At 52.6% G+C, this 22,890-nt stretch carries 26 protein-coding genes and 1 tRNA gene; 16 read left to right on the forward strand and 11 right to left on the reverse strand.

What is annotated here, in order from left to right:
• Window positions 1-57: 57 nt before the first annotated feature.
• Window positions 58-510 carry a tetratricopeptide repeat protein gene (locus FHS30_RS06675; RefSeq protein WP_183909675.1) on the reverse strand — a complete coding sequence of 151 codons (453 nt, stop codon included), beginning with the start codon at window positions 508-510 and terminating at the stop codon, window positions 58-60.
• A 93-nt stretch (window positions 511-603) separates the two neighbouring features.
• On the opposite strand from FHS30_RS06675, the gene FHS30_RS06680 reads away from it, so the two are divergent.
• Together FHS30_RS06680 and FHS30_RS06685 are read left to right on the forward strand one after the other, a co-directional pair.
• Window positions 604-2,154, forward strand: coding sequence for a DNA recombination protein RmuC (locus tag FHS30_RS06680; protein WP_246341209.1), 1,551 nt, complete (start codon window positions 604-606; stop codon window positions 2,152-2,154).
• A gap of 46 nt (window positions 2,155-2,200) precedes the next feature.
• A complete protein-coding gene (locus FHS30_RS06685; protein ID WP_183909677.1) occupies window positions 2,201-2,668 on the forward strand; it encodes a DUF2489 domain-containing protein in 468 nt (155 codons plus the stop codon).
• On the opposite strand, the gene trmA is transcribed toward FHS30_RS06685, so the two are convergent.
• Window positions 2,649-3,737 (reverse strand): tRNA (uridine(54)-C5)-methyltransferase TrmA, encoded by a 1,089-nt coding sequence (gene trmA, locus FHS30_RS06690; RefSeq protein ID WP_183909679.1) that lies wholly within the window; start codon window positions 3,735-3,737, stop codon window positions 2,649-2,651. The genes FHS30_RS06685 and trmA overlap by 20 nt on opposite strands.
• 177 nt (window positions 3,738-3,914) lie before the next feature.
• On the opposite strand from trmA, the gene FHS30_RS06695 reads away from it, so the two are divergent.
• Complete coding sequence (locus FHS30_RS06695; protein WP_183909681.1) at window positions 3,915-4,322, forward strand: secondary thiamine-phosphate synthase enzyme YjbQ; 408 nt, start codon at window positions 3,915-3,917, stop codon at window positions 4,320-4,322.
• Window position 4,323: 1 nt separating this feature from the next.
• On the opposite strand, the gene FHS30_RS06700 is transcribed toward FHS30_RS06695, so the two are convergent.
• The 7 genes from FHS30_RS06700 to rne all read right to left on the reverse strand — a co-directional run bounded on the left by FHS30_RS06700 (window position 4,324) and on the right by rne (window position 9,726).
• Window positions 4,324-4,632, reverse strand: coding sequence for a TusE/DsrC/DsvC family sulfur relay protein (locus tag FHS30_RS06700; RefSeq protein ID WP_183909683.1), 309 nt, complete (start codon window positions 4,630-4,632; stop codon window positions 4,324-4,326).
• A gap of 3 nt (window positions 4,633-4,635) precedes the next feature.
• Window positions 4,636-4,917: a sulfurtransferase complex subunit TusB gene (gene tusB / locus FHS30_RS06705; RefSeq protein ID WP_183909685.1), complete on the reverse strand. Its 282-nt coding sequence runs from the start codon at window positions 4,915-4,917 to the stop codon at window positions 4,636-4,638.
• Window position 4,918: 1 nt separating this feature from the next.
• Window positions 4,919-5,287 carry a DsrE family protein gene (locus tag FHS30_RS06710; protein ID WP_183909688.1) on the reverse strand — a complete coding sequence of 123 codons (369 nt, stop codon included), beginning with the start codon at window positions 5,285-5,287 and terminating at the stop codon, window positions 4,919-4,921.
• 3 nt (window positions 5,288-5,290) lie between these two features.
• The gene (tusD, locus tag FHS30_RS06715; RefSeq protein WP_183909690.1) at window positions 5,291-5,677 is read right to left on the reverse strand and encodes a sulfurtransferase complex subunit TusD; all 387 of its coding nucleotides are present in this window, start codon (window positions 5,675-5,677) and stop codon (window positions 5,291-5,293) included.
• Between the two features lie 61 nt (window positions 5,678-5,738).
• On the reverse strand, window positions 5,739-6,425 hold the full coding sequence (locus FHS30_RS06720) for a Bax inhibitor-1/YccA family protein (protein WP_183909692.1): 687 nt from the start codon (window positions 6,423-6,425) through the stop codon (window positions 5,739-5,741).
• Window positions 6,426-6,593: 168 nt separating this feature from the next.
• Window positions 6,594-6,681, reverse strand: a tRNA-Ser gene (locus tag FHS30_RS06725).
• Window positions 6,682-6,813: 132 nt separating this feature from the next.
• Window positions 6,814-9,726 carry a ribonuclease E gene (gene rne / locus FHS30_RS06730; protein ID WP_183909694.1) on the reverse strand — a complete coding sequence of 971 codons (2,913 nt, stop codon included), beginning with the start codon at window positions 9,724-9,726 and terminating at the stop codon, window positions 6,814-6,816.
• 701 nt (window positions 9,727-10,427) lie between these two features.
• Between rne and rluC the strand changes: the two genes are divergently transcribed.
• Window positions 10,428-11,393, forward strand: coding sequence for a 23S rRNA pseudouridine(955/2504/2580) synthase RluC (gene rluC / locus FHS30_RS06735; protein ID WP_183909696.1), 966 nt, complete (start codon window positions 10,428-10,430; stop codon window positions 11,391-11,393).
• Window positions 11,384-12,040: an HAD-IA family hydrolase gene (locus FHS30_RS06740; protein ID WP_183909698.1), complete on the forward strand. Its 657-nt coding sequence runs from the start codon at window positions 11,384-11,386 to the stop codon at window positions 12,038-12,040. The genes rluC and FHS30_RS06740 overlap by 10 nt, the downstream gene beginning before the upstream one ends.
• Here FHS30_RS06740 and FHS30_RS06745 read toward each other — a convergent pair.
• On the reverse strand, window positions 12,037-12,621 hold the full coding sequence (locus FHS30_RS06745; RefSeq protein WP_183909701.1) for a Maf family protein: 585 nt from the start codon (window positions 12,619-12,621) through the stop codon (window positions 12,037-12,039). The two genes, FHS30_RS06740 and FHS30_RS06745, sit on opposite strands and share 4 nt — an antisense overlap.
• A gap of 304 nt (window positions 12,622-12,925) precedes the next feature.
• Here FHS30_RS06745 and FHS30_RS06750 point away from each other — a divergent pair, with 304 nt between their 5' ends.
• The 10 genes from FHS30_RS06750 (at window position 12,926) to tmk (ending at window position 20,907) form a co-directional block, all read left to right on the forward strand.
• Window positions 12,926-13,384 (forward strand): YceD family protein, encoded by a 459-nt coding sequence (locus FHS30_RS06750; protein WP_246341210.1) that lies wholly within the window; start codon window positions 12,926-12,928, stop codon window positions 13,382-13,384.
• Between the two features lie 43 nt (window positions 13,385-13,427).
• Window positions 13,428-13,610 (forward strand): 50S ribosomal protein L32, encoded by a 183-nt coding sequence (rpmF, locus tag FHS30_RS06755; RefSeq protein ID WP_183909705.1) that lies wholly within the window; start codon window positions 13,428-13,430, stop codon window positions 13,608-13,610.
• A gap of 9 nt (window positions 13,611-13,619) precedes the next feature.
• The gene (gene plsX, locus FHS30_RS06760; protein ID WP_183909707.1) at window positions 13,620-14,636 is read left to right on the forward strand and encodes a phosphate acyltransferase PlsX; all 1,017 of its coding nucleotides are present in this window, start codon (window positions 13,620-13,622) and stop codon (window positions 14,634-14,636) included.
• Between the two features lie 55 nt (window positions 14,637-14,691).
• Window positions 14,692-15,639, forward strand: a complete 948-nt coding sequence (gene fabD / locus FHS30_RS06765; RefSeq protein ID WP_183909708.1) for an ACP S-malonyltransferase — start codon at window positions 14,692-14,694, stop codon at window positions 15,637-15,639.
• A 21-nt stretch (window positions 15,640-15,660) separates the two neighbouring features.
• Window positions 15,661-16,398: a 3-oxoacyl-ACP reductase FabG gene (gene fabG, locus FHS30_RS06770; RefSeq protein WP_221197201.1), complete on the forward strand. Its 738-nt coding sequence runs from the start codon at window positions 15,661-15,663 to the stop codon at window positions 16,396-16,398.
• 193 nt (window positions 16,399-16,591) lie between these two features.
• Complete coding sequence (acpP, locus tag FHS30_RS06775; protein WP_183909709.1) at window positions 16,592-16,828, forward strand: acyl carrier protein; 237 nt, start codon at window positions 16,592-16,594, stop codon at window positions 16,826-16,828.
• Window positions 16,829-16,964: 136 nt separating this feature from the next.
• Window positions 16,965-18,203 carry a beta-ketoacyl-ACP synthase II gene (fabF, locus tag FHS30_RS06780; RefSeq protein WP_183909710.1) on the forward strand — a complete coding sequence of 413 codons (1,239 nt, stop codon included), beginning with the start codon at window positions 16,965-16,967 and terminating at the stop codon, window positions 18,201-18,203.
• Window positions 18,204-18,301: 98 nt separating this feature from the next.
• Window positions 18,302-19,210 carry an aminodeoxychorismate lyase gene (gene pabC, locus FHS30_RS06785; RefSeq protein ID WP_183909711.1) on the forward strand — a complete coding sequence of 303 codons (909 nt, stop codon included), beginning with the start codon at window positions 18,302-18,304 and terminating at the stop codon, window positions 19,208-19,210.
• A gap of 20 nt (window positions 19,211-19,230) precedes the next feature.
• Window positions 19,231-20,262: an endolytic transglycosylase MltG gene (gene mltG, locus FHS30_RS06790; RefSeq protein ID WP_183909712.1), complete on the forward strand. Its 1,032-nt coding sequence runs from the start codon at window positions 19,231-19,233 to the stop codon at window positions 20,260-20,262.
• A gap of 18 nt (window positions 20,263-20,280) precedes the next feature.
• Complete coding sequence (gene tmk / locus FHS30_RS06795) at window positions 20,281-20,907, forward strand: dTMP kinase (protein ID WP_183909713.1); 627 nt, start codon at window positions 20,281-20,283, stop codon at window positions 20,905-20,907.
• Here the strand turns inward: tmk and FHS30_RS06800 are convergent, their stop codons facing one another.
• Window positions 20,908-21,540, reverse strand: a complete 633-nt coding sequence (locus FHS30_RS06800; protein WP_343049013.1) for a pseudouridine synthase — start codon at window positions 21,538-21,540, stop codon at window positions 20,908-20,910.
• 214 nt (window positions 21,541-21,754) lie between these two features.
• Here FHS30_RS06800 and FHS30_RS06805 point away from each other — a divergent pair, with 214 nt between their 5' ends.
• Entirely contained in the window at window positions 21,755-22,768 is a 1,014-nt protein-coding gene (locus FHS30_RS06805) for a DNA polymerase III subunit delta' (protein WP_183909715.1), read from the forward strand.
• Window positions 22,769-22,890: the final 122 nt, after the last annotated feature.

Below are 22,890 nucleotides of genomic sequence, written 5' to 3' on the forward strand. Positions count from 1 at the left end.
AAATTTAGCACAGAAGACAAAAAGTGCTTAAAACGATCCGTAATAGTTAATTTACGGTTATGCCGAACCGGTCAGATCGGCAATGGCTCGCAGGTAAAGATCCGGTTCTTTGGCCAGTAGAGACTGGCCGCCACTGCTGTAAACCTTAAACAGCGCGACCCGGGCTGCGGCGATATCACCCTGTTTGTACAAAATTTGACCTTTGCGCATCAGTGCAAACAGATTTTTCTCGGCATTGGGGCAGAATAGTGCGGAGCTGATTGCCTCCAGAGCCTGCGGCCACTTTTCCATTTGAAAATAGCAATCACCCAAGGCCGTCAGTACCCAGCCGGCGGCGTGATATTGCGTTTGTGGCTTGGGCAGTAACACCCATGCTTGATAGAATGTGCGCAACGCGGGCTCGTACGCATGCTGGTCGTAGTGCTGGTATCCGGTGGCACACAATGACTTAATGTGTTCAAGCAATGCGCTGGGGAGATCGGTAGGGCGTTCAGTCGGTGTCTCTGACATTGTAATCTTGCCTATAAGCCTTCTGGCCGCATCATAGCAAAGCCCTTTCGCAGGCTCTAGCGTCTAACAGAGACACAGTATGGAGAATATTCATTGTTAATCGACACAGGCCTACTGACTTGGGCGCTTGGCGGGTTTTTACTGGCGTTGTTTGTATTGGTGCCACTGCATTTCTGGTTAATAAAGCAGCGCGCAGACAGAATCCTAGCCGCGGAGCAGCTTGCCCGATCTGTGCTGGAATCAGAGTTCAAACTTGCTGAACACGAGCGGCTTAGCCAAATTAACCATTTAGAGCAACAACTAACGCTTGCGCAAAACTCCGTGGATGAGCACGCGGCTGCGCTGAGTGAAGCGCGTGTTCAATTGAGTGAGGCGCGCGAGGGGCGAGCAACAGCGCTTGAGCGTGTTGCCGGTATGGATAGTTTACGACTTGAGCACCAAACAGCACGCAAGGAGCTCGTCGAATTGCGAGAACAAAATAGCCAGCTAAAGACTGAGTTGGAGCAGCAGCAGTTGAGAATGAAGGAACAGTTGAGCCTGCTGCAAGATGCGAAGCTGTCGCTGACAAAAGAGTTTGAAAACACGGCTAATAAAATTTTCGACGATAAACAGCAGCGATTCAATGTGCACAGTAAGGACCTTTTAGAGTCTACATTAACGCCCCTGCGCCAGCAGCTGGGCGATTTTAGAAAGCGCGTTGATGATGTCTATAGCCAGGAGGCGGCTGAGCGAAACAAGTTAGTGGGGCAGGTCACTGAACTGGCCAAGCAGACACAAAAGATCAGTCAGGACGCGATCAATCTAACCAATGCGCTTAAGGGTGACAGTAAGGCCCAGGGCAATTGGGGTGAAGTGGTACTTGAGCGTTTGCTTGAGGAGTCTGGTCTGCAGAAGGGCCGTGAGTATGAAACGCAGGTCAGTTTGAAATCTGAGGCTGGCAACCGACGCAATCCCGATGTCATCATTCGATTGCCGGAAAATAAAGATATTATTATCGATGCCAAAGTAAGCTTGCTGGACTACGAGCGTTACTGCAGTGCCGATAATGACCTTGAGCGCGCTAAATATTTGCGTGCCCATATAAACTCTATGCGCAGCCATATCAGTGGCCTCAGTTTTAAAGACTACGAAAATTTAGAGGGTATTCGTACTCTCGATTTTGTATTTATCTTTGTGCCGATTGAGGCAGCGTTTATGCTGGCCCTGCAGGAGGAGCCGGCACTGTTTCGCGATGCGTACGACAAGCACATCATCCTCGTTAGCCCTACCACCCTGCTTGCCACCCTGCGGACGGTCGAAAATATCTGGCGCTATGAAAAGCAAAATCGCAATGCAGAAAAAATTGCGGCTCAGGCAGGTGGGTTGTACGACCAATTTGTGTTAATGCTAGAGGCCTTTGATGATGTGGGTAAAGCCATTGGTAGAACACAGGATGCTTATGACAAAGCACGTAACCGTTTGAAGTCAGGGCGGGGCAATCTGATTAAGCGGGTAGAAGATATTCGCAAACTCGGCGCTAAGACCAAAAAGCAATTGCGTGGCGATCTAGTAGATGCTGCGTTAGATGAAGCGGATCTCACGCTATTGGAAGATGATGCCGATGTCGAAGTTTCGAGCGATGTAGCGTTGCTTGATGAGCGGTAATGGTCGGGCGAAGTGCACGCATCAATGAGTTAATTGGGAATTTGAAATGAATATTTACGTAGTGATCGCCGCTGTTATTTTGTTAGGGCTAACCGGCTATGCGGTGTATTTACTTTGGCAGGTTCGCCGCCAAACACAGCAACAGCAAACGCGCTTGGCGGAGCTTGAGCAGGTAATGAGTGAGCAGAAGGTCAAGCGGGTCAATAGTATTCGGATACTGGCCCAAGGGGTACTCAATGAAGAGTTAACACCAACCGAAGCTGCGATTCGAATTACCGCTTTACTGGATATTTTAGGGGAGGGTGGGCGTGCGCGTGAGCAACATGTGGCGCTGTATAAACTGGCCGATGAAACCCTGCACATTCCTCGAATGGAAGATTGGCGTGCACTGGATAAACAAGCCAAGCGCCGCTATGACAAAGAGCGCTTAGCCAGTGAAGCTAAATACCAAGAATTTATTCTAGACTCGGCCAAGCGCTTGGCGAAATTTGAACTTAGCGCCGCCGCAGAATAGCACCGCACTCTAAATGGTGGGTGTAGGGGAATTGGTCAAACACCGCAAAGTGCTCAACCATGTGGGTTTGGCTCAGGGTTTTCAGGTTGGCGTGTAAGGTGTCTGGGTTGCAGGATACATACACGATTGTTTCAAAGCGGCTGGTGAGGGCCAGGGTGTCGTCATCCAGGCCTGCCCGGGGTGGGTCTACAAAGATGGTTGAGAAGTCGTAACTGGCTAAATCCAGGTGCGCTAACCGGCGAAAAGGTCGCACCCCGTCTATGGCCTGGGTAAATTCTTCACTTGATATGCGCACCACTTCAACATTGTCTACATTGTTGGCTTCGAAGTTATAGTGAGCGGCTTGTACTGAGGTTTTGGAAATTTCTGTGGCCAGTACTTTGTTGAAATTCTGGGCTAAGGGCACGGTGAAATTACCGTTGCCGCAATAGAGCTCCAGCAAGTCGCCACGGCTGTTTTGTGTGTGCATTACAGCCCACGCCAGCATTTTTTCACACACATCTGCATTGGGCTGACTAAAGCCACCTTCAATTTGCTTGTACTCAAATTGTTGTTCGCCCACTTGCAGTTTTTCGATGACAAAATCGCGCTCAAGCAGGATTTTCTGGCGCCGCGAGCGGCCAATAATATCTACCCCAAGCGTCTCGCGCAGTGCTCGGGCTTCCTTTTCCCACTGTGCGTCCAGGGGCTTGTGGTAGATGAGTGTGATCAGTGCGTCATTACTTTTAGTGGTTAAAAACTCTACTTGAAACAGGCGCCTTCTCAATATTTCACTGTTGTTAACGGCACTCAGCAGCGTTGGCATTAGGCTGTTAATGCGCACTGAGCCCACGGGGAAGCTGTCTATCACAAAGGGGGTTTTGTATTGGCCCGGTTGATACATGGCGTAACTTGCCTTGCCGTCTTGCTGCCAAATCTTGAACTCAGCCCGCTGGCGGTAGTGCTCGGCGGGTGAGTGGTAGGTAACAATATTTGGCAGCGAAAGGTCTGCAAATTGTTGTTTTAGCGTGGCGAGCTTTTCGCCCAGCTGTTGTTCGTAGCGCTCTGGTGCTACCTGATGAATGGCCATACGCCTGCCTGTAACCTGGAAAATAAAGCCGGCCATTATAGCTTACTTGTCCGCCATAGTGGCCGCTAAGGGCTTGGCGCTTTAGCTGTGCTCAAAGGTGCAGGCGACGTAAAATGGCATAGGTTCGGTCGCCCAAAATGAGGCCTTAAATCTGTGTTGATTTGGAGGTAGTACCCAGTGATTATTCAATTAACGGTGGCGACACCCAGACAGGGATTGCACAGCATCACCGATCAGGTCCGCAGCGCCATTGCCCGCCACTGCCCAGAGTCTGGTTTGTGTAGCTTGTTTGTGCGCCACACATCGGCAAGTTTACTGGTGCAGGAAAATTACGATATCACCGCCCAGCGGGATCTAGAGGCCTGGTTAAATCGGCTGGTGCCGGAGAATGACCCTTTGTATACCCATACCTTGGAGGGTGCCGATGACATGCCCGCACACATTAAATCAATGCTGACAGCCGTAAACCTTTCAGTGCCCATCATTGCGGGCGAGCTAGCCTTGGGTACCTGGCAGGGGATCTATCTGTGGGAGCACCGCCACGGGGCCCACCAGCGGGAAATTGTGATTCACATAGGCGAGTAGGTTAAAGGCAGTTGGTGGGCCTGGGTAGACCGGCGATTTTTGCCGCCAGTTTTGCCGGGCTACCCGGAAATAGTTGCATGAGGTATACGCTGCGGCCTTTATCTGCCCCCAGTGTGTTACCTATGTGCTTCACCAGTGGGCGCATGGCGGGCGCCAAATCGTACTGGGCATAGAATGCACGCAGGGCGTGCAGTACTTCCCAGTGAGCATCCGTCAGGGTGATGCCTTCTTGTGCCGCCAGCCAAAGGGCGGCATCTTCGCTCCAATCTTCCAGATTCGCCAGAAAGCCGTCGTTGTCTAATGCATACATGGCTCAATACCAGCTAACGATGGGGCGGTGTTGGGTGGTGAGCAGAACAAAATCGTCATAGCTTAGGCTTTCAACGGCGTTTGCAGGCGCTACACCTCGGGCCAGGATGTCGGGTTCAAGCGCCAGCAGGCGGGTGCCGGCGAGACGCCACAGGGGGCTGTTGGCATCTTGGAGTTCGTATACAGCGTCTGCTAGCAGCAAGAGCGTGTTGCCCGGTGCAGTTCTAAGGCATTGGCTAAATGCCGGGTGTTCGCGGGTGCGATTTAGCAGGTGCAGTGCGTTCATGTTAAAACCTCAACACTTGGCTTGCTTCGCGGATCAGCGCAGTGAGTTGTTGGTCATCTATCAGGCAAAGATTTTCCAACGCACATGAAATATGCCTTTGGCTTATGTCTGTGCTGATTGCGTAGAGTTTGTCTATGCCATAAAGCGAAAGCGCCGGTAGTTGTTTATTGATGGCGGGTAATCCAAGTGCTCCGGGGTTGCTGGGTGAATGTAGCGTCCAAACGCCATCACCCATAAAAACCACGCTGATGCTTTGTTCAAATGCTGCGGCCGCAAGCAGGGCGTCTAGGCCTTCTTTAGCGCGCAGGTCTGTGGTGCCTGCGTGGGTGAAGATGAACAATAATTTTTTAGGCGTTGTGATTGGCTGCATGAGTTATCCGAAGGTGATCAGCCGGTCTGCGCTAACGCTTGCTTCAACCAGCTGGCCTAAGCCCGATAAGGTGAAGTGTTCTGCAAGGTTGTGTGCCGGTAGCGTGTAGCGCTGTGATTCGCGCGCATCAATAATGCCGCGCCGCAAGGCTGCAGCTATGCACACAATCAGCTCGGTGTGGTGCTCTTGCGCTAAGGCTTGCCAGCGTTTTTGTAGTGGGGTTTCGCCCTGTGGAGGTTGTTGCAGAGCGCTGGCGGTGGCCACGGCGGCTCCGTAAAAAAATACCCGCCGAAGAGAATGGCCCGCCTTGATTAATGCCTGCGCGAAGTCCAGCGCCGATCGTTCACCAGCGCTTGCAGGCTCTGCAATTATTAATAAGGCATATTCCACAAGGTTGGCCCTCAAAGCAAAAGAGCCCCTACGGGGCTCTTTATTCTGGCGTGTTCAGGGTTTAATCGTCGCCGCCAAGGGCACCGATCAAGTGCAGTAGGCTGGTGAACAGGTTGTAGATATTCAGGTACAGCGCAACGGTTGCAAGAATGTAATTGGTTTCACCGCCGGTGATGATGCGGCTGGTGTCGTACAGAATGAAACCGGACATCAGCAATACAATTACTGCACTAATGGCCAGATGAGCACCGGAAACCTGAATGCCGAAAAAGCTCAGGCCAAACAGCGCGAGCATGGCAACGATGGCTACGATCAAACCGATGAACAAAAAACCACCCATAAAGGTGAAGTCTTTACCGGTTGTGAGTACATAGCCTGACAGGCCAAAGAACACCAATGCAGTGCCGCCAAGCGCTTGCATAACTACTGTGCTGCCGTTGGGCATTTGCAGATAGTAGCTAAGTGTTGGCCCTAAGCTCGCTCCCAGCAGCGCAACAAAGCCGAATACCACCCAAAGGCCGGAAGATGAGTTTGCAGTGCGGGGTAAAACGAACCATACCAGCGCCAGTGCGCCCAGCGACATCATCAGCGCTGTGCCGCGGCCAAGGCCGATTGCGATAGACAGTGCTGCACAAACAGCGCTCACCGCCATGGTGATCGCCAGCAGCATGTACGTATTGCGCAGCACCTTGCTAACTTCGGCACTGCGTGTTGCGGAAGCCGATGTTTGGTTATAAAGCTCTTGCATAACCTTCTCCGTGATTAGGTAAATTTTCGCTGTATCTTACAAACACCGCTTTTAAAAGCAAGCTAATTAGCGGGTTTTGGTACTTATAAGCGCCAGTTGTTTGCTGGGTGTTTGACTGTGGAGCGAAGAAAAAGTTTCAGAAAAAAGCGGGGTGGTGCGAAGGGGAAATGGCGGAAGGGGTGGGATTTGAACCCACGGATGCTCGCACATCGCCGGTTTTCAAGACCGGTGCATTCGACCACTCTGCCACCCTTCCGTAGCAGGCGCAGATTATACAGACCGGAGTTGGCTTGGCAAGCCGTAAGTGTCTATTTTTTCTAAATATTTTATCGCTCATTTATTGAGCGGCTATAAAAAAGGCCGGCTAAATAGCCGGCCTTTAGTGGGGTTAGGCGTCTGCCTCGGAGGGCCGCTTGTTGCGCGGATCGTTGGCGGGCCGAGTTATTGCCTTAGGTGTGCGTTCAATAGCCGCAGGCACCGCGGTGTTTAGTGGTCTGGCGGTAGACTTCTGACGAGTTTCCGTGGTGACCATAACCTGACCTACTGGCTTAGGATTGCTGCGTGGGTCATTGCTTGGACGCACGTAGTTATCCTGTTGATGAGCTGGTGAGTTTGTTGTCGAGCTGTCTTCAGCGCTTTCTGACGCTTCCGTTTGCGCTGGCGCCACAGGTGTCGATTCAACAACTGCCTCTTTTTCCGCTTGAGGGGCGGGAGTCGTCTCAGCTTGGTCTTGAGCATCCACTTTTGCCTGAGTGGTTTCGGCCGGGGCCTCTTCAATCACTTCAGTAGATTCGCCTTCTGGTGCCTTTTCCGCGTCGGTCGTCACTGCATCTGCCGATTCACTGACGGGTTGCGGATCAGTGTTATCAGCTTTTGCAGCTGGCGCCTCATTTACCGGTTGTGCATCGTCGTTTGCATGCTCGATAGGGTCGTCGATCTTTACCGCAACAGTGTCGTTAGTCGCTGTGGGAGAGGGCTCGGTTGCATCTGCCGCTACGGATTCGTCTGCACCAGTGGGCTGTGGGGCTTCCTGGGCATTGGATTCGTCAGTTTTGGCCTGTGTTGGTGCGGTATCTGCAGCGGTCTGGGGTGCACTGGGAGCCGTTTGGGGCTCTGTTGACGCAGGTTGCTCAGCCTCCGACTCGTTTGATTGCTCAAGTTTTTCGACCTGCTCGGAGCGGCGTCCACGACGGCGCTCTTGCGTGCGTCCACGACGCGAGCTGGGGCGACGAGCGGGGCGATCTTCATTATCGTCTGCGTTAGCTTCTACAGGTTCAGCGGGCTCGGGCACTTTTTCAGCGGCGGGCTGATTGTTTTGCGCTTGAGTGTCAGCTGACTTGTTTTCACCGCTGCCATCAGTGTTGTTATCACTGTTGCCACCGCGACGACGGCGACGACGGCGGCGGGTGCCACGTTGCTCTTCATTGCCTTCGGTGTTGTCGTCGGACTTTTGCGAGCGCTTGTTGTCGGACTTTTCTGGCTTGCTTTCTGCTGCCGTGTTGCTGCTTTCGTCCGAGTTGTTGCGACGCCCGCGACGGCGGTTGCCACCTTGATTGCGATTGCGTGAATTGCGACGGTGCTCGCTGGTGCCCTTAGTGGATTTTTTGGCTTTCGGTTTCGGGGCGAACAGCGCGAGTAGCGCTGCTATCCATTGCGCAATAATGCTGGGCTTTGCTTCGGGCGTGGGTGTTGGTGCCGGCTGTGTTGGGGCAACTTGTTGAACTGCCGCGCGCGCCACGGGCTTGGGTGCGGCTGTCATTTCGACGTCGGCTTCAAGCAGCTCGGCGGGCGAGGAGATCTTGTAGCTCGTTTCGAGGGTGCCTTCATCGTCATCGCGCAGGCGTTGAACTTCAAAGTGTGGCGTTTGCAGTTCGGGCTTGGGCACGATTAGCACGCGAATATTATTGCGCGCCTCGATTTTACTAATGGTTTTGCGTTTTTCGTTTAGTAAATAGGTTGCTACAGAAACCGGTGCAATGGCGCGAATTTCGGCGCTGCGTTCCTTTTGAGCTTCCTCTTCTACTAGACGTAAAATGGACAGGGCCAAGGATTTGGTGCTGCGAATGGTGCCTTGGCCTGAGCAGCGCGGGCACACCTTGGACATGGTTTCTTCCAGTGATGGGCGCAGGCGCTGACGCGACATTTCCAGCAAGCCAAAGCGAGAAATACGGCCGACTTGGACTCGGGCGCGATCCATTTCAAGGGCTTCGCGAATGCGATTTTCGACTTCGCGTTGATTCTTGGCTGCTTGCATATCGATGAAGTCGATCACTACCAGACCGCCGATATCTCGCAGTCGGAGCTGTCGCGCAATTTCGGTTGCGGCTTCAAGGTTGGTTTGCAGCGCTGTCTCTTCAATGTCGCCGCCTTTAGTGGCACGTGAAGAGTTGATGTCAATTGAAACCAGAGCCTCTGTTGGGTCGATGACAATCGAGCCGCCAGAGGGAAGTTTCACTTCCCGCTCAAACGCCGTTTCGATTTGACTTTCGATTTGGTAGCGGTTGAACAGTGGGATGTCGTCTTCGTAAAGCTTAATTTTGCTTTGGTAATTCGGCATAACCTGCTGAATGAAGGCACAAGCTAAGTTAAAGGCGTCTTGATTGTCGACGATAACTTCGCCTACGTCTTGGCGCAGGTAATCGCGAATTGCGCGAATAATGACGTTGCTTTCCTGGAACAGAAAGTGGGGCGCCTTAGAGTTGTCAGCTTCATCTTTAATGGCGGCCCATTGGCGCAGCAGGTAATCCATGTCCCACTGCAGCTCTTCAGAACTGCGGCCAATGCCTGCAGTGCGAACGATAATGCCCATACCCTGTGGAACCTGAATGTCCGACAGTGCGTCGCGCAGTTCAGCTCGCTCTTCGCCTTCGATACGACGAGATATGCCGCCGGCGCGTGGGTTGTTGGGCATTAATACCAGGTAGCGGCCTGCGAGGCTCACAAAGGTGGTCAGCGCGGCGCCTTTGTTGCCACGCTCTTCTTTGTCAACTTGGACAATGACTTCTTGTCCCTCTTTGAGTACGTCTTTAATCTTGACGCGACCATCAACGTCTTTAGGTGATTTTGAGAAGTACTCGCGGGAGATTTCTTTTAGGGGTAGAAAGCCGTGTCGCTCCGCGCCGTAATCCACAAATGCGGCTTCGAGGCTGGGTTCAACGCGGGTAATTTTACCTTTGTAGATATTGGCTTTTTTCTGCTCGCGATTGCGATTTTCGATATCCAAGTCATACAGCCATTGGCCGTCGACGAGGGCAACGCGCAACTCTTCAGGTTGGGTTGCATTGATGAGCATTCTTTTCATGCTGTGCCTAGTTTTTTTGGGCGCAGCAATGGTGCAAGAGTGTGCTGTCAAACTGTATAACCGCCTAGAATCCCTCGCGCTACCTAAAGGCTCGCAAAGTCGGCGGTAGATTTTGGCCGCAACAAACTGCCGCGCGAAATACCCGAAGGTCGCGTGCTGTTGTTATGTGGGTTGCGGTAATTGCCAAAAATCATCAAAAACTCAGTTAAATTTCGTATTTAATTGTCAGTTCGGTTGCTGACGCTACCAGTGTACATAACGAGGGGAGGTGCATTCAGGGTTAGGGACAAATTGTGCTTGTCGCTACCGTGAGTGAGCTTTTGGCCATCCCTGCTGGTAGAGGTTTTCTACATCGAGTTTTAAAAACAGTTCTTTCAGTGCACTGCAGCAATCATTGTGCGCAATTGTCACTGTGGTGATGGGGTCGGCATACGCTCTGACACCAGTCACCGCTATTGGGTCTACAACAGCATTCCGGGGATGTGTACCGGCTGCCCACCTCGGGTCAGACGCGTACAGCGGATCCAGCGGTCTGCTGGCTGTTTGGCGGTATTTCCTCGCGACTTGCCTTTACGCAATGTCCGGAAACCTGCCCAGTCAGCGGGCTGAACTATAGCAGCATTCCCTAACCCCTTCAATTAGAAAGAAAAATGCAGTGCTCGGGTGTTAGAATACGGCTCTTTTTCGAGTGCAGGTCAGTCATGACAGAGTTTCATCAGGTGCAGTTTTTAATCGTAGATCCAGATTATGACGGTCAGCGGGTAGACAACTACTTGCTAGCGCGCCTGAAAGGGGTGCCTAAATCTAGAATTTACCGCCTGTTGCGCAAGGGTGAAGTGCGCGTCAATAAAGGGCGGGTGAAGCCTGAGTACAAGTTGTGTGCGGGGGATTCTGTCCGGGTGCCGCCCATACGGCTGGCTGAGGCCGGTGATACCGTTCCGGTGGGGCCGGATCTTGCGGCTAAGCTCGAGGCGGCCATTCTGCACGAGGATGACCTGGTGCTCGCCATTAATAAGCCGGCGGGTGTGGCGGTGCATGGCGGCAGTGGCGTACAGGTGGGGTTAATCGAGGCCCTGCGTCAAATGCGCCCGCAGTGTAAGTTTTTAGAGTTGGTGCATCGCTTGGACCGCGAAACGAGCGGCGTGATACTGGTGGCGAAGAAGCGCGCCTCGCTCAAGGCGCTGCAGGCTCAGTTTCGAGAAAAGTCAGAGCAAATGACATTGGCGGGTATTAAGAAAACCTACTGGGCATTGGTGGATGGTGAGTGGCCCGCGGATCGGACTGTGGTTGATGAACCCTTATTGCGTACGGAATTGCCGACCGGCGATCGCGTGGTGCGCGTTTCCGCACAGGGCAAACCGAGCAAAACACTATTTAAGCGTTTGGCGCTGTTGCGTGGGGCAAGTTGGGTCGAGGCGACACCCGTTACTGGGCGCACCCATCAAATTCGGGTGCATGCTCGCATTGCCGGTTGCCCGTTGTTGGGCGATGACAAATATGGAGACGATGGCGTCAATGCCAAACACAAGGTCAACGGCTTGCGGCGCTTATGTCTGCATGCGGCTCGACTGCAGGTTGAATACCCGGGGTCAGGCGAGGTGATGGTGTTCGAGGCGCCAATGCCAGCAGATATGCAGCAGTTAGTGGACGCATTGCGATGCTCATGATTTTTGACTGGGACGGCACGCTGAGTGATTCGACGGGTAAAATTGTCGGCTGTGTCCAGGCTGCTGCGCATGCACTAGCGCTGCCAATCTTGCCGGCAAATGAGGTACAGCAGATTATAGGGCTGTCATTGGGTGAGGCCTTCAGGACGCTCTATCCCCAGGTGTCCGATGCCGATCATAAGCGTCTGATTAACGCCTATGTGGAGCAATTTATCGAAGCGGATGCCGAGCCAAGCGCCTTTTTTGAGGGCGTGGAGGAGGGCTTGGCTCGAATGAAAGGGGCCGGATTGAAGCTGGCCGTGGCTACCGGTAAAAGCCGCAAAGGCTTGAATCGGGTACTTAAAAATTTAGGCTTGTGCGACTTTTTTGATGCGACGCGATGTGCCGACGAAACTGCTGGCAAGCCCGACCCAATGATGCTGCACGAGCTGTTGGCAGTGTTTGGCGTATCTAAGGCGCACGCCGTTATGGTGGGTGATACCACCTTTGATATGGCCATGGCCCAGTCGGCGGGGGTGCGCAAGGTGGCTGTGACCTATGGCGCCCATGCCCCCAGTCAATTGGCACCTTTTAGTCCCGATTTGTGTGTGGATCGCTTTAGCCAATTGCTGGCCTGGCCCCTGTTGCCGCTGGGTGTCGAGGCTTAATCTAAAGGGTCGAGACCTGCGCGCCTCAACATGGCACAGAGTGATATTAGGGGTAGGCCAATCAGCGCCGTTGGGTCCTGTCCCTCCAGCTTTTCAAATAACGCGCTTCCCAGGCCTTCGCATTTAAAGCTGCCCGCGCAATCCAGTGGCTGCTCCTTCTCTATATAGCGCTCAATTTGTCGGTCGCTTAGATTTAGGAAGCTTACGGAAAAGGGTGTGAGGCTGGTCTCCTGTGTACCTGTGTCGTTATTAATGAGGCACAGCCCTGTGTAAAAGGTCACCTGTTTGCCCCTGCACAGGCGAAGTTGTTCTTGGGCGCGCTGAATCGTGCCCGGTTTGCCCAATAATGTGTCTCCGCAGGCAGCGGTTTGATCGGAGCCGATAATTAATGCGCTGGGGAACTGTTTTGTCAGCGCCACCGCTTTAGCTTCGGCGAGTCGCATCGCCAGCTCTGCAGGGGATTCCTGAGGTTTGGGGGTTTCGTCGATATCTGGCGCACAACTTTCAAAGTCGATGCCAAGCCTGCTTAGCAGCTGTTGTCGGTAGCGGGAGCCTGAGGCCAGTACGATTTTTGGGGGCATGGTAATCCGATGATATCGAGTGTTTAGTGTGGCGTCGCGCGCTTCTATTTCTTGTCCAAAGAAGTCTTGCGAGGGTAGTGGGTTGCACGGGTTTTGGCCAGCGTAGGTGCTCTAGCGGCTGAATTGATGTCATCTGTGCAAAATATAGCCGATAATGGGCGTTGAACCCCCTAATTAGTGGTTATTTCCCTTTGACAGCACATAATCTTGACCCTAGAATTGCGCGCTTATGTCAGATGCCCCCTCTTTACAGTTCCTGCCTCGGCAGGTAGACCCGCGAAAGTTTGCAACGAAGGGGGTTAGTTTGTCTGGTCGCATCCCCTTGGCGGACATGGCTCGATTGAGCGAAGCCGTTCAAAGTGGTGCCGAAGAGATAGATGTGCATCTGAATTTCGGCATTGATGAGCAGGGCGCTAAAACCCTGAAAGGCAGTGCCGATGCAAGAGTTTCAGTGGTATGCCAGCGTTGTTTACAACCAACGCAGCTTAGCTTGCACGCAGATATCGCCTTAGCGGTGGTATGGACGGAAGAGCAAGCCCAGCACCTTTCCAAGGATCTTGAGCCTTGGATATTGGATGAGGGGCCTGCCGATTTGTACGTGGCAGTGGAAGAGGAGTTGTTGTTGGCGTTGCCAATGGTGGCTTATCACGAAGAGCAGTGTGTAGACCCCGCAGTGTTGAGTGTTGGCGAAGTAGTGCCGGATACGCAGGAGTCTGACAACCCTTTTAAAGTGCTGGAGCAACTTAAGGGCTCGCCGAAATAACGAGGCGCCCCGGCTTCAGTCCATTTGGTAAGTAGGAGCTATCATGGCTGTACAACAAAACAAGAAGTCTCGTTCACGTCGTGACATGCGTCGTTCACACGATGCGCTGACCGGTCCAACCCTGTCAATCGACCCAACCAGTGGTGAGAAACACCGTCGTCACAATGTGACTGCGGACGGTTTTTACCGCGGTCGCAAGGTAATCGACACGGGCAGTGACGAGTAATACTCGCGCTTGACCACATTGCGGATTGCCGTAGATACGATGGGCGGGGACTTAGGTCCCCGCGCTGTTTTTCACGCCTGTGAAAAAGCCTTACATATTCACCCCTCGCTAGAACTCCTTCTCTTTGGCACACCTGATGCCGAGCACTACTTTAAGCCTTCGCTAGCACAACACCCGCGCTGCCAATGGTTTAGTGCCGAAACTGAAATCGCGCCTTCATTAAAGCCCACCGAAGTGTTGCGGCACCGTTCGAGCTCCATGTGGCTCGCTGTCCAAGCGTTGGCAGATGGCCGGGCGCAGGCCTGTGTGAGTGGGGGTAATACCGGCGCGTTAATGGTGGCGGGTAAGCGTCTGCTGGGAATGGTGCCAGGGATTGAGCGTCCGGCGATTTGTCAGCAGTGGCCCACGCGGCGTGGGCGGACGTGGGTGCTTGATTTGGGTGCCAATCTCGAGGTTTCGCCGGCATTGTTGGTTCAGTTCGCGCGTATGGGAGCCGTTTTAGCGGGCTCGAATTCGCCGAGAGTTGCTCTGCTTAATATTGGTACTGAAGCCAATAAGGGCGGCGACTTGCTATCAAATGCAGCGGCACAGCTGGCGCAAGAATCTGCAATAACCTACGCGGGATATGTGGAGGCCAGTCATCTGTTAGACGGTGATGTCGATGTGGTGGTCACCGATGGTTTTACCGGTAATGTGGCGCTCAAGGCGAGTGAGGGCGCTGCAGTTTTTTTGGTGGAGCAGCTGCGCGCAGCATTCACTGCGTCATGGTATGGCAAATTGGTTGGCCAGTTAGCCAAACCCGTATTGCTAAAATGGCGTAAACAGTTCGACCCCGCTCGCTATAATGGCGCCAGTTTTTTAGGCTTGGCGCGGCCGTTAATTAAAAGCCACGGCAGTGCAGACAGTTCAGCATTCTTGAATGCGATCGACGTCGCAGTACAGCAAGCACAGCAAGATCTGCCCGGCCAATTGGCGGTACGCTTTGCAGCGGATACCATCGACGCAAATCAACAATTGCACAATTAAATTCCGAATAGCAATTAGACCGGTAATAACTGGTCTAATAAAAAGGTGATAGGTTATGTCGAACGCACAACTGGCGTTTATTTTTCCAGGTCAGGGTTCACAAAAAATCGGAATGCTGGCCGATCTGGCAGCTGTCCACCCTGTAATTCAATCGACTTTTGCAGAGGCGTCTGCAGTGCTGGGCTATGACCTGTGGGATCTCGTCCAAAATGGCGCTCAAGAAGACATTAACTTAACTGAGCGCACGCAGCCCTTGTTGTTGACTGCCAGTGTTGCGATTTGGCGCCTCTGGCAGGAGCAGGGCGGCGCCCAGCCTGCAATTATGGCGGGCCATAGCCTAGGTGAGTGGTCTGCGTTGGTTTGCGCTGGTGTCGTTGCATTTACCGATGCCGTTAAATTAGTGCAGCAGCGCGGCGCGTTTATGCAAGCCGCAGTACCGGCGGGTGAAGGCGCCATGGCGGCTATCATCGGTCTAGATGACGCAGCTATCCTAGACGCCTGCGAAAAGGCGTCAGACACAGGGGTCGTAGCTGCCGTTAACTTTAATTCACCTGGGCAGGTTGTCATTGCCGGTCAAGCGGCTGCTGTTGAGCAGGCCATGGCGATGTGTAAAGAGGCCGGTGCCAAACGCGCGTTACCCTTGCCGGTCAGCGCTCCTTTCCACACCAGTTTGATGCGCCCAGCAGCTGATCAGTTGTCATCGCTGGTGGATGCTACAAACTTCAGTGCCCCAGTCATACCTGTTATCCACAATGTGCACGCCAAGCCTGAGCAGGATCCGCAGGTTATAAAGAAGTTAATGATTGAGCAGATATATCAGCCAGTATTGTGGGTTGACTGTGTCAAGGCGCTTGCCAATTCCGGCGCAACACAGATGGTAGAGTGCGGCCCTGGTGCCGTATTGGCAGGATTGGCAAAGCGTATAGATAAATCCTTGCAGTCGGTGACCACTGGCAGCGTGGATGAGTTGACAAAAGCCCTTGCAGAAACTGCGGCTTCCTAGTCGAAAACAAGAGAAATCATTATGGAAAACAAAGTTGCATTAGTAACGGGTGCCAGTCGAGGCATTGGCGCGGCAATAGCCGATCTTTTGGGTGCACAGGGTGCGATTGTTATTGGTACGGCTACTAGCGAAAAAGGTGCCGCAGCGATCTCCAGCCGTTTGGCCGACAAGGGCCTTAAGGGCGAAGGCATGGTGTTAAACGTTACCGATGCGGATTCTGTAGCCGCTTTGCTAAGTGCAGTCGGTGAAAAATATGGGGCTCCCCAGGTTTTGGTTAATAACGCAGGTATTACCAAAGACAATCTGTTGATGCGCATGGGAGACGATGAGTGGTTTGATGTGATCAACACTAACTTGAGTTCCATCTACCGTTTGAGCAAGGGCTGTCTGCGTGGGATGATGAAGGCTCGCTGGGGTCGCATTATCAACATCAGTTCGGTTGTGGGTTCCATGGGGAATGCGGGACAGTCAAATTATGCCGCTACAAAGGCGGGGGTTGGTGGTTTTGCCCGCGCCTTGGCTAAAGAGGTGGGGTCTCGCAATATTACGGTTAACACCGTTGCCCCTGGCTTTATCGACACCGACATGACAAAAGAGCTGCCAGATGCTCAAAAGGACCTTTTGTTGGCAAATATACCTTTAGCCCGCCTGGGACAGCCTGAGGAAATTGCCGGTGTCGTCGCCTTTTTGGCGAGCGACGCAGCCGCCTATGTGACTGGAGAAACAATCCACGTCAATGGCGGAATGTACATGGCGTAACAGCCGCAACCTTTTGTTTTTATTGGGTTTTATTCCAAAAAGACAAAATTTTAGCTGGTTTGCGTTACAACCGGTTAAAAATCCATGTAAAATGCCGACCCGTGTTGGCCGAAGCACTAATTTATTGGCCGCTTGTCAGGCTAGTTAAGACAACGGTTTGACTGATATTACCAACTAGGAGTTGAAAAACGATATGAGCAGCATTGAAGAGCGCGTAAAGAAAATTGTCGCCGAGCAGCTTGGTGTTAAAGAAGAAGAAGTAAAAAACGAAGCCTCTTTCGTCGAAGACTTGGGTGCTGATTCTCTCGATACCGTTGAGCTGGTTATGGCACTGGAAGAAGAGTTCGAAACCGAAATTCCTGACGAAGAAGCTGAGAAAATTACTACAGTTCAGCTGGCAATTAATTACATCAACGAGCATCTCGCGTAATTAGCCGAACGGAACTTCTGTTCACAGCAAAAGCCGTCACTATTTCGCAATAGTACGGCTTTTGTTTTTTGTATTGCCGCATTTTACCTTTGGGTTTCGAGGAGTCGTATAGGGCTCTTCAGATTGGAGATTAAACGTGTCGCGAAAACGAGTTGTTGTTACCGGAATGGGCATGGTTTCGCCCTTGGGAAATACTGTGGCCGATACTTGGAAGGGTATATTGGCAGGTCAGAGCGGAGTTGCACCCATTACGCACTTTGATACGGGTCCCTTTTCGACCACGTTTAGCGCGGCTGTTAAAAATTTTGAAGTAGAGCCCTACTTAGCGGCAAAAGATGCCCGCAAGATGGATCCCTTTATTCAGTACGGAATGGTCGCAGGTGTTCAGGCTTGGGAAGATTCTGGCATTGAAGTCACTGACGCTAATGCAGAGCGCATCGGTGCAGTGATTGGCGCAGGTATTGGCGGTATTGGGTCGATTGCCGATGGCGCAATGACCATAAACGATAAGGGGCCTCGCCGCATTTCACCGTTTTTTGTACCTGGCGCCATCATCAACATGATCGCTGGCAACCTGTCGATAAAGTATGGCTTCAAAGGGCCAAACTTGGCAGTGGTGACGGCCTGTACAACAGGTACACATGCGATCGGATTGGCAGCCCGTTCGATTCAGTATGGCGAAGCTGATGTAATGCTTGCGGGTGGTGCTGAAATGGCAACCACGCCGGTGGGATTAGCTGGTTTTGCTGCAGCGCGCGCACTCTCCACTCGCAATGACGACCCCACGCGTGCGAGCCGCCCTTGGGATAAGGACCGCGATGGTTTTGTACTTGGCGACGGCGCAGGCGTGGTTGTGTTAGAGGAATATGAGCACGCTAAGGCTCGCGGTGCCACAATCTACGCTGAGGTTGTAGGCTTTGGCATGAGTGGTGATGCCTACCACATGACGTCACCGCCAGAAAACGGAGCCGGTGCGGCATTGAGCATGCGTAATGCGCTCAAGGACGCCCAGTTAGATGCAGCCATGGTGAATTATATAAACGCCCACGGGACATCTACGCCTGCTGGTGACATTGCCGAGTGTCAGGCCGTGAAGTCGGTTATGGGTGCGTCGCAAGACAAGGTGGCCGTGAGCTCCACTAAGTCTATGATTGGCCATTTGCTAGGTGCCGCCGGCGCTGTTGAGGCAATATTTAGCGTGTTAGCCATTCGCGACCAGGTGGCACCGCCCACCATCAACCTCGAAAATCCGAGCGAGGGTTGCGATATAAATCTTGTGCCTCACACCGCACAAGAAATGCCTATTGAAGTCAGTATGTCTAATTCATTTGGATTTGGTGGTACAAACGGTACACTGGTATTCAGAAAAGTATGACGCTGGAAGGTTCTGTTAAAACGGCGATCAAATAGATCGCCGTTTTTATTTGTGAACAGCCTTCAAATAACGTGAGAGAACGCGATTAATGGTGCGCAGTGGATAGTGTAATACTGATTGATGGCGAGCAGAGCTCAGAGGTTTCTGCGCTCGACCGTGGGTTGCTATACGGTCAAGGGCTCTTTGAAACGATCCGTGTGGTTGGCGGGAAGTTGCCCTTGTTGGATTTGCACCTACAGCGCCTACTCGGTGATTGTGAAAAAGTTTGCATTAGTGCCCCAGCTGCATCACAGCTACATGGATACATTAAACAGGTGTTATCGGTGGCCGGCGAAGCCCTGCCTACCTTATCCGGGCGCTTGAAAATTTTGGTAACCGGTGGCAACGCTGGTGCAGGCTATGCCGCTGAAGACTCGGCCAAGGCTCGCGTAATTCTTCAGTTTTTTCCAGTCCCTCCATATGTCGTAGACACTGTTTCTGCCTGCATTTGTAATACCGCTCTCGCCGATAGTTTGCTGGCTGGTGTAAAACATTGTAATCGCCTAGAGCAGGTTTTGGCGGCCAATGAAATTCGAGCCAAGCAATGCCAGGAAGGCATAGTGCTTGATCAGCGTGGCAATATTGTTGAAGGCGTGGCGAGCAATCTTGTTTTTCAGGTGGGCGGAGAGTTGTTGACGCCCCAATTGAAATCCGCTGGCGTGGCAGGGGTGATGCGGCAATATTTATTGCAGCGCAAGCGAATAAAGGAGGCCGAAGGCCCTATACCTTTGAATATACTGGCACACGCGGAGCAAGTGTATTTCATTAACAGTTTTCGCGGCGCATGGGCATTAGACCGCTTAGTGATAGGTGAGTCGGCGCACGATGATCGCGCCATTCTAAGCCTAAAAAATACCGCGAAGGGCGCCAGCTTACGAGAAGGTGGTCGCATTGTGTTAACGTACAACAAATCGGCGCAACGGCAACAGTTTGTGGATGATGTGAACGCCGTATTTGCGCAATCTTGATAAATTGGGATCGGTCATAGATGAGCACGAAAAAATGGATTCTAGCACTGGTGCTTGGTGTCGTACTTTTGCTGTTAAGTGTGGCTGGCGGGCGCTTTTATTTGAATCATTGGGCCGCTGCGCCGCTTGCGCTTGAGGCGGAAATGCAGCTTGACGTACCCCGTGGGCAATCCCTTATCGCGCTCGCGAATAGACTAGAACGGCAGGGCCTCATATCTGCTCGCCTTTGGGTTCTTTATGCGAGAGTAACTGATCAAACGCGCATCAAGGCCGGTGAATATGCCGTGGCTCCTGGGGCATCAGCAGAAAGCTTACTGCGTCGTTTAGTGGCGGGTGATGTGATCCAATATGCGGCACAACTCATTGAGGGTTGGACCTATTACGACACCCTGCAGTATCTCCACTCCTTAGATTATCTTGAGCCCCGATTGGCGGGTTTGGATTGGCAGGCGCAGCGTCAGTTACTTGGTATGCATGAGCCGCATCCTGAGGGTTGGTTTTTTCCTGATACCTATAGCTATCAAAAGGGCGATTCAGATATTTCTATACTTCGACAGGCGTTCGCAAAACAACGGACTGTGCTGGCAGAATTATGGGCGGAGCGCGCTGACGGGCTACCCTATGACTCACCCTATGACGCGTTAATCATGGCGTCTATTGTAGAAAAAGAAACTGCCATTGACGCTGAGCGCGAACAGATCGCTGGCGTGTTTGTACGGCGATTACAGCGCAATATGCGCATGCAAACGGACCCGACCGTCATTTACGGCCTCGGTAAAGCCTATCGGGGAAATCTCACTCGCAAGCATTTGCAACAAGTTACGCCTTACAACACTTACAGAATAAACGGCCTTCCGCCAACGCCCATTGCGCTACCTGGACGCCGTTCGATTTTCGCCGCCCTGCATCCAGATTCGAGTGAAAATCTATATTTTGTGGCCAAGGGTGATGGTTACCATCAGTTTTCCGCGACCCTAGAAGAGCACAATGCCGCTGTGCGTAAATACCAATATCGTCGGCGCGCTGATTATCGTTCGACGCCAGATAAATAACCGATAGAAGGATCACTTTTGAAACCAGGCTTATTCCTTACCGTTGAGGGCACCGAGGGCGTTGGTAAATCCACTAACATAAATTTTGTTGAGCAGTGGTTAACGCAAAAAGGTATCAGTGTGTTTCGAACTCGCGAGCCCGGCGGAACACCACTCGCGGAAGCGCTGCGAGAATTATTGTTAGCGCCGCGAACTGAGCTGGTCGATCCGACGGCTGAGCTTTTGATGGTGTTTGCCGCGCGTGCGCAACACTTTAACCAAGTGATCAAGCCGGCGTTAGCGCGCGGGCAATGGGTGCTTTGTGACCGTTTCACTGATGCGACCTATGCCTACCAGGGCGCGGGCCGAGGGCTGGATGTCTCATTAATTCAGCTGTTGGAGCAGGTGGTGCAAGGGGGCTGTCGGCCGGATTGCACATTATTGCTAGATATTGATGTTGAGGTTGGTCTTGAGCGAGCCCGTAGCCGCGGAGAATTGGACCGTTTTGAGACTGAGGCAGTGCAATTTTTCGAGCGAGTACGCCAGTGTTACCGCGAACGTGCGGCAGTGGAGGCAAGCCGGTTTGCCATTGTAGATGCCAGTCAAAACCTCGAGCGTGTACAAGCGGATATCGCCGCTGTATTAGGCGAATTGCTCGCGCGTTAATTAGAAGGGGGCTGGCAAGGAAATTTCAAGTGTTTGCGCAGTTACTGGGTGTTCAAATTTCAACCACTGCGCGTGCAACAGCAGTCGCGAAGCTTTCGCTTTGACGTCGGCGTCAGCATAAAATTCATCCCCCAAAATAGGGTGCCCAAGCTGTTGCATGTGAACTCGCAGCTGGTGTGATCGGCCCGTGATAGGCGTTAACTCCAGCGTGGTTGAGTGCTCTGCTAGGTTGCGGTGCTGCACAGCGTACAAAGTGCGAGCAGCTTTACCCTGCTCAAAGTCCACTTTTTGGCGCGGTCGATTGGGCCAATCACAAATTAATGGCAGGTCTACCTCGCCTTCATTGAGTGTCACTATGCCGTCAACCCGGGCGAGGTATCGTTTATGGATGAGCCGTTGTTCAAACAGTTTGCTCAGGGCTCGGTGCACATCTTTTGTTAGGGCTACGACCAGCAAGCCAGAAGTGGCATAATCCAGCCGGTGCACCGATAGTGCACCTGGATGAGTTAGCTGCAGACGACTGATGGCGCAATCTTGTTTATCGGGACCTTTACCCGGCACGCTTAACATGTTGGCCGGTTTATTAATAACCACCAAATGCTCGTCTTCGTAAACGATGTCTGGGTTTTGCACTTGGCGATCGAGACGGTGTTCTGGTAGTGGCGAATAGGGCACCTTGCAATCTCCCTGATTATGGCGCGGCAGTATGACAAAGAAGCTGCTGTATGCGTAGCGGCTGGAGACCAGGTCGCCGTAAATATTCATTGAGCTCATTTCAATTTTACCAGCCGCTAAACCCGTAACCGGCTCTACCCACGCATTATCAGGCTTATTTTTAAGACTACATATGACACTAGCAGAAACAGAATTCGGATTGAGTCCCTTTCCCTGGCAAGGTGAGCAGTGGTCGGGTTTGTACAAGGCTATCGAGCAGAGCCGCCTGCCTCATGCGTACTTGTTTTCAGGCATTGCGGGGGTTGGCAAGGCCCATATGGCGCTATTGGTGGCCCACAGGTTAATGTGCAGCGCTCAGTCGGGGGAGTTAGCCTGTGGCCATTGCAAAGCCTGTCAATTGGTTAAGGCCGGCAGTCACCCAGATTTACTATTGGTTGAGCCCGAGGCGCATGGCAAAGCAATTAAAATTGACCCTATCCGCAAGGTGACGGACTTCCTCGCGAAAACGGCGCAGCAGGGCGGGCGCAAAGTGGTTGTTCTAGCGCCTGCTGAAGCCATGACCACTGCGGCGGCCAATGCCCTTTTGAAAAGCCTTGAAGAGCCAGCCGGTAATTCGCATTTGTTATTGGTTAGTCATCAGGCGAGTGGTGTTTTATCAACTATTCGCAGTCGTTGCCGGCTGTTGACCTTTGGGCAGCCTCCCGTCGAGCAGGTGTTGCCCTGGCTAACGCCTCTAGTGGGCTCCAGAACAGACCCAGCAGCGCTTTTGGAATTGGCGGGTGGTGCGCCACTCTACGCCTCGGATTTGTTGGAGGGCGAGAACCTAGAACATCATCAGGCATTAATGTCGGGCCTAGAGGCCTTGGCTCTTGGCCAAACAGGGCCACTTACACTGGCAAGCCAGTGGCAGGCGCAAGACCCAATTCAATTGCTGACGTGGATTCAAGTTTGGTTAAGCCAACTATTGCGTCAATTGCAATGGCAGGTTAAACCTGGCGCAAATAGTGTTGATTGGGCGCTACAGATGCTCGGGCGGGGAGACCCGGCTATATTACACCGGTATTACGAAAAGGTTGGGCGCGCTAGGTCGGCATTAGCTGGCGGCGCCAACCCCAATCCACAATTGTTGCTCGAAGAGCTGGTGCTCGATTGGCAGGCCCTGTGTCGGGCCATGGCCCGACGCTAAGGCTGGAATCCTGCCTGCAGACTGGGCTACACTGAGTGACGGTGTTTCGATTGCTTTGGGCTACCCGGTTTTACCGAATGACAGGGTGCTCAAGACAATCGCTCAACAGCCTGCGTAAACCG

This window comes from Simiduia aestuariiviva, from assembly GCF_014192475.1.
GTDB lineage: Bacteria > Pseudomonadota > Gammaproteobacteria > Pseudomonadales > Cellvibrionaceae > Simiduia > Simiduia aestuariiviva.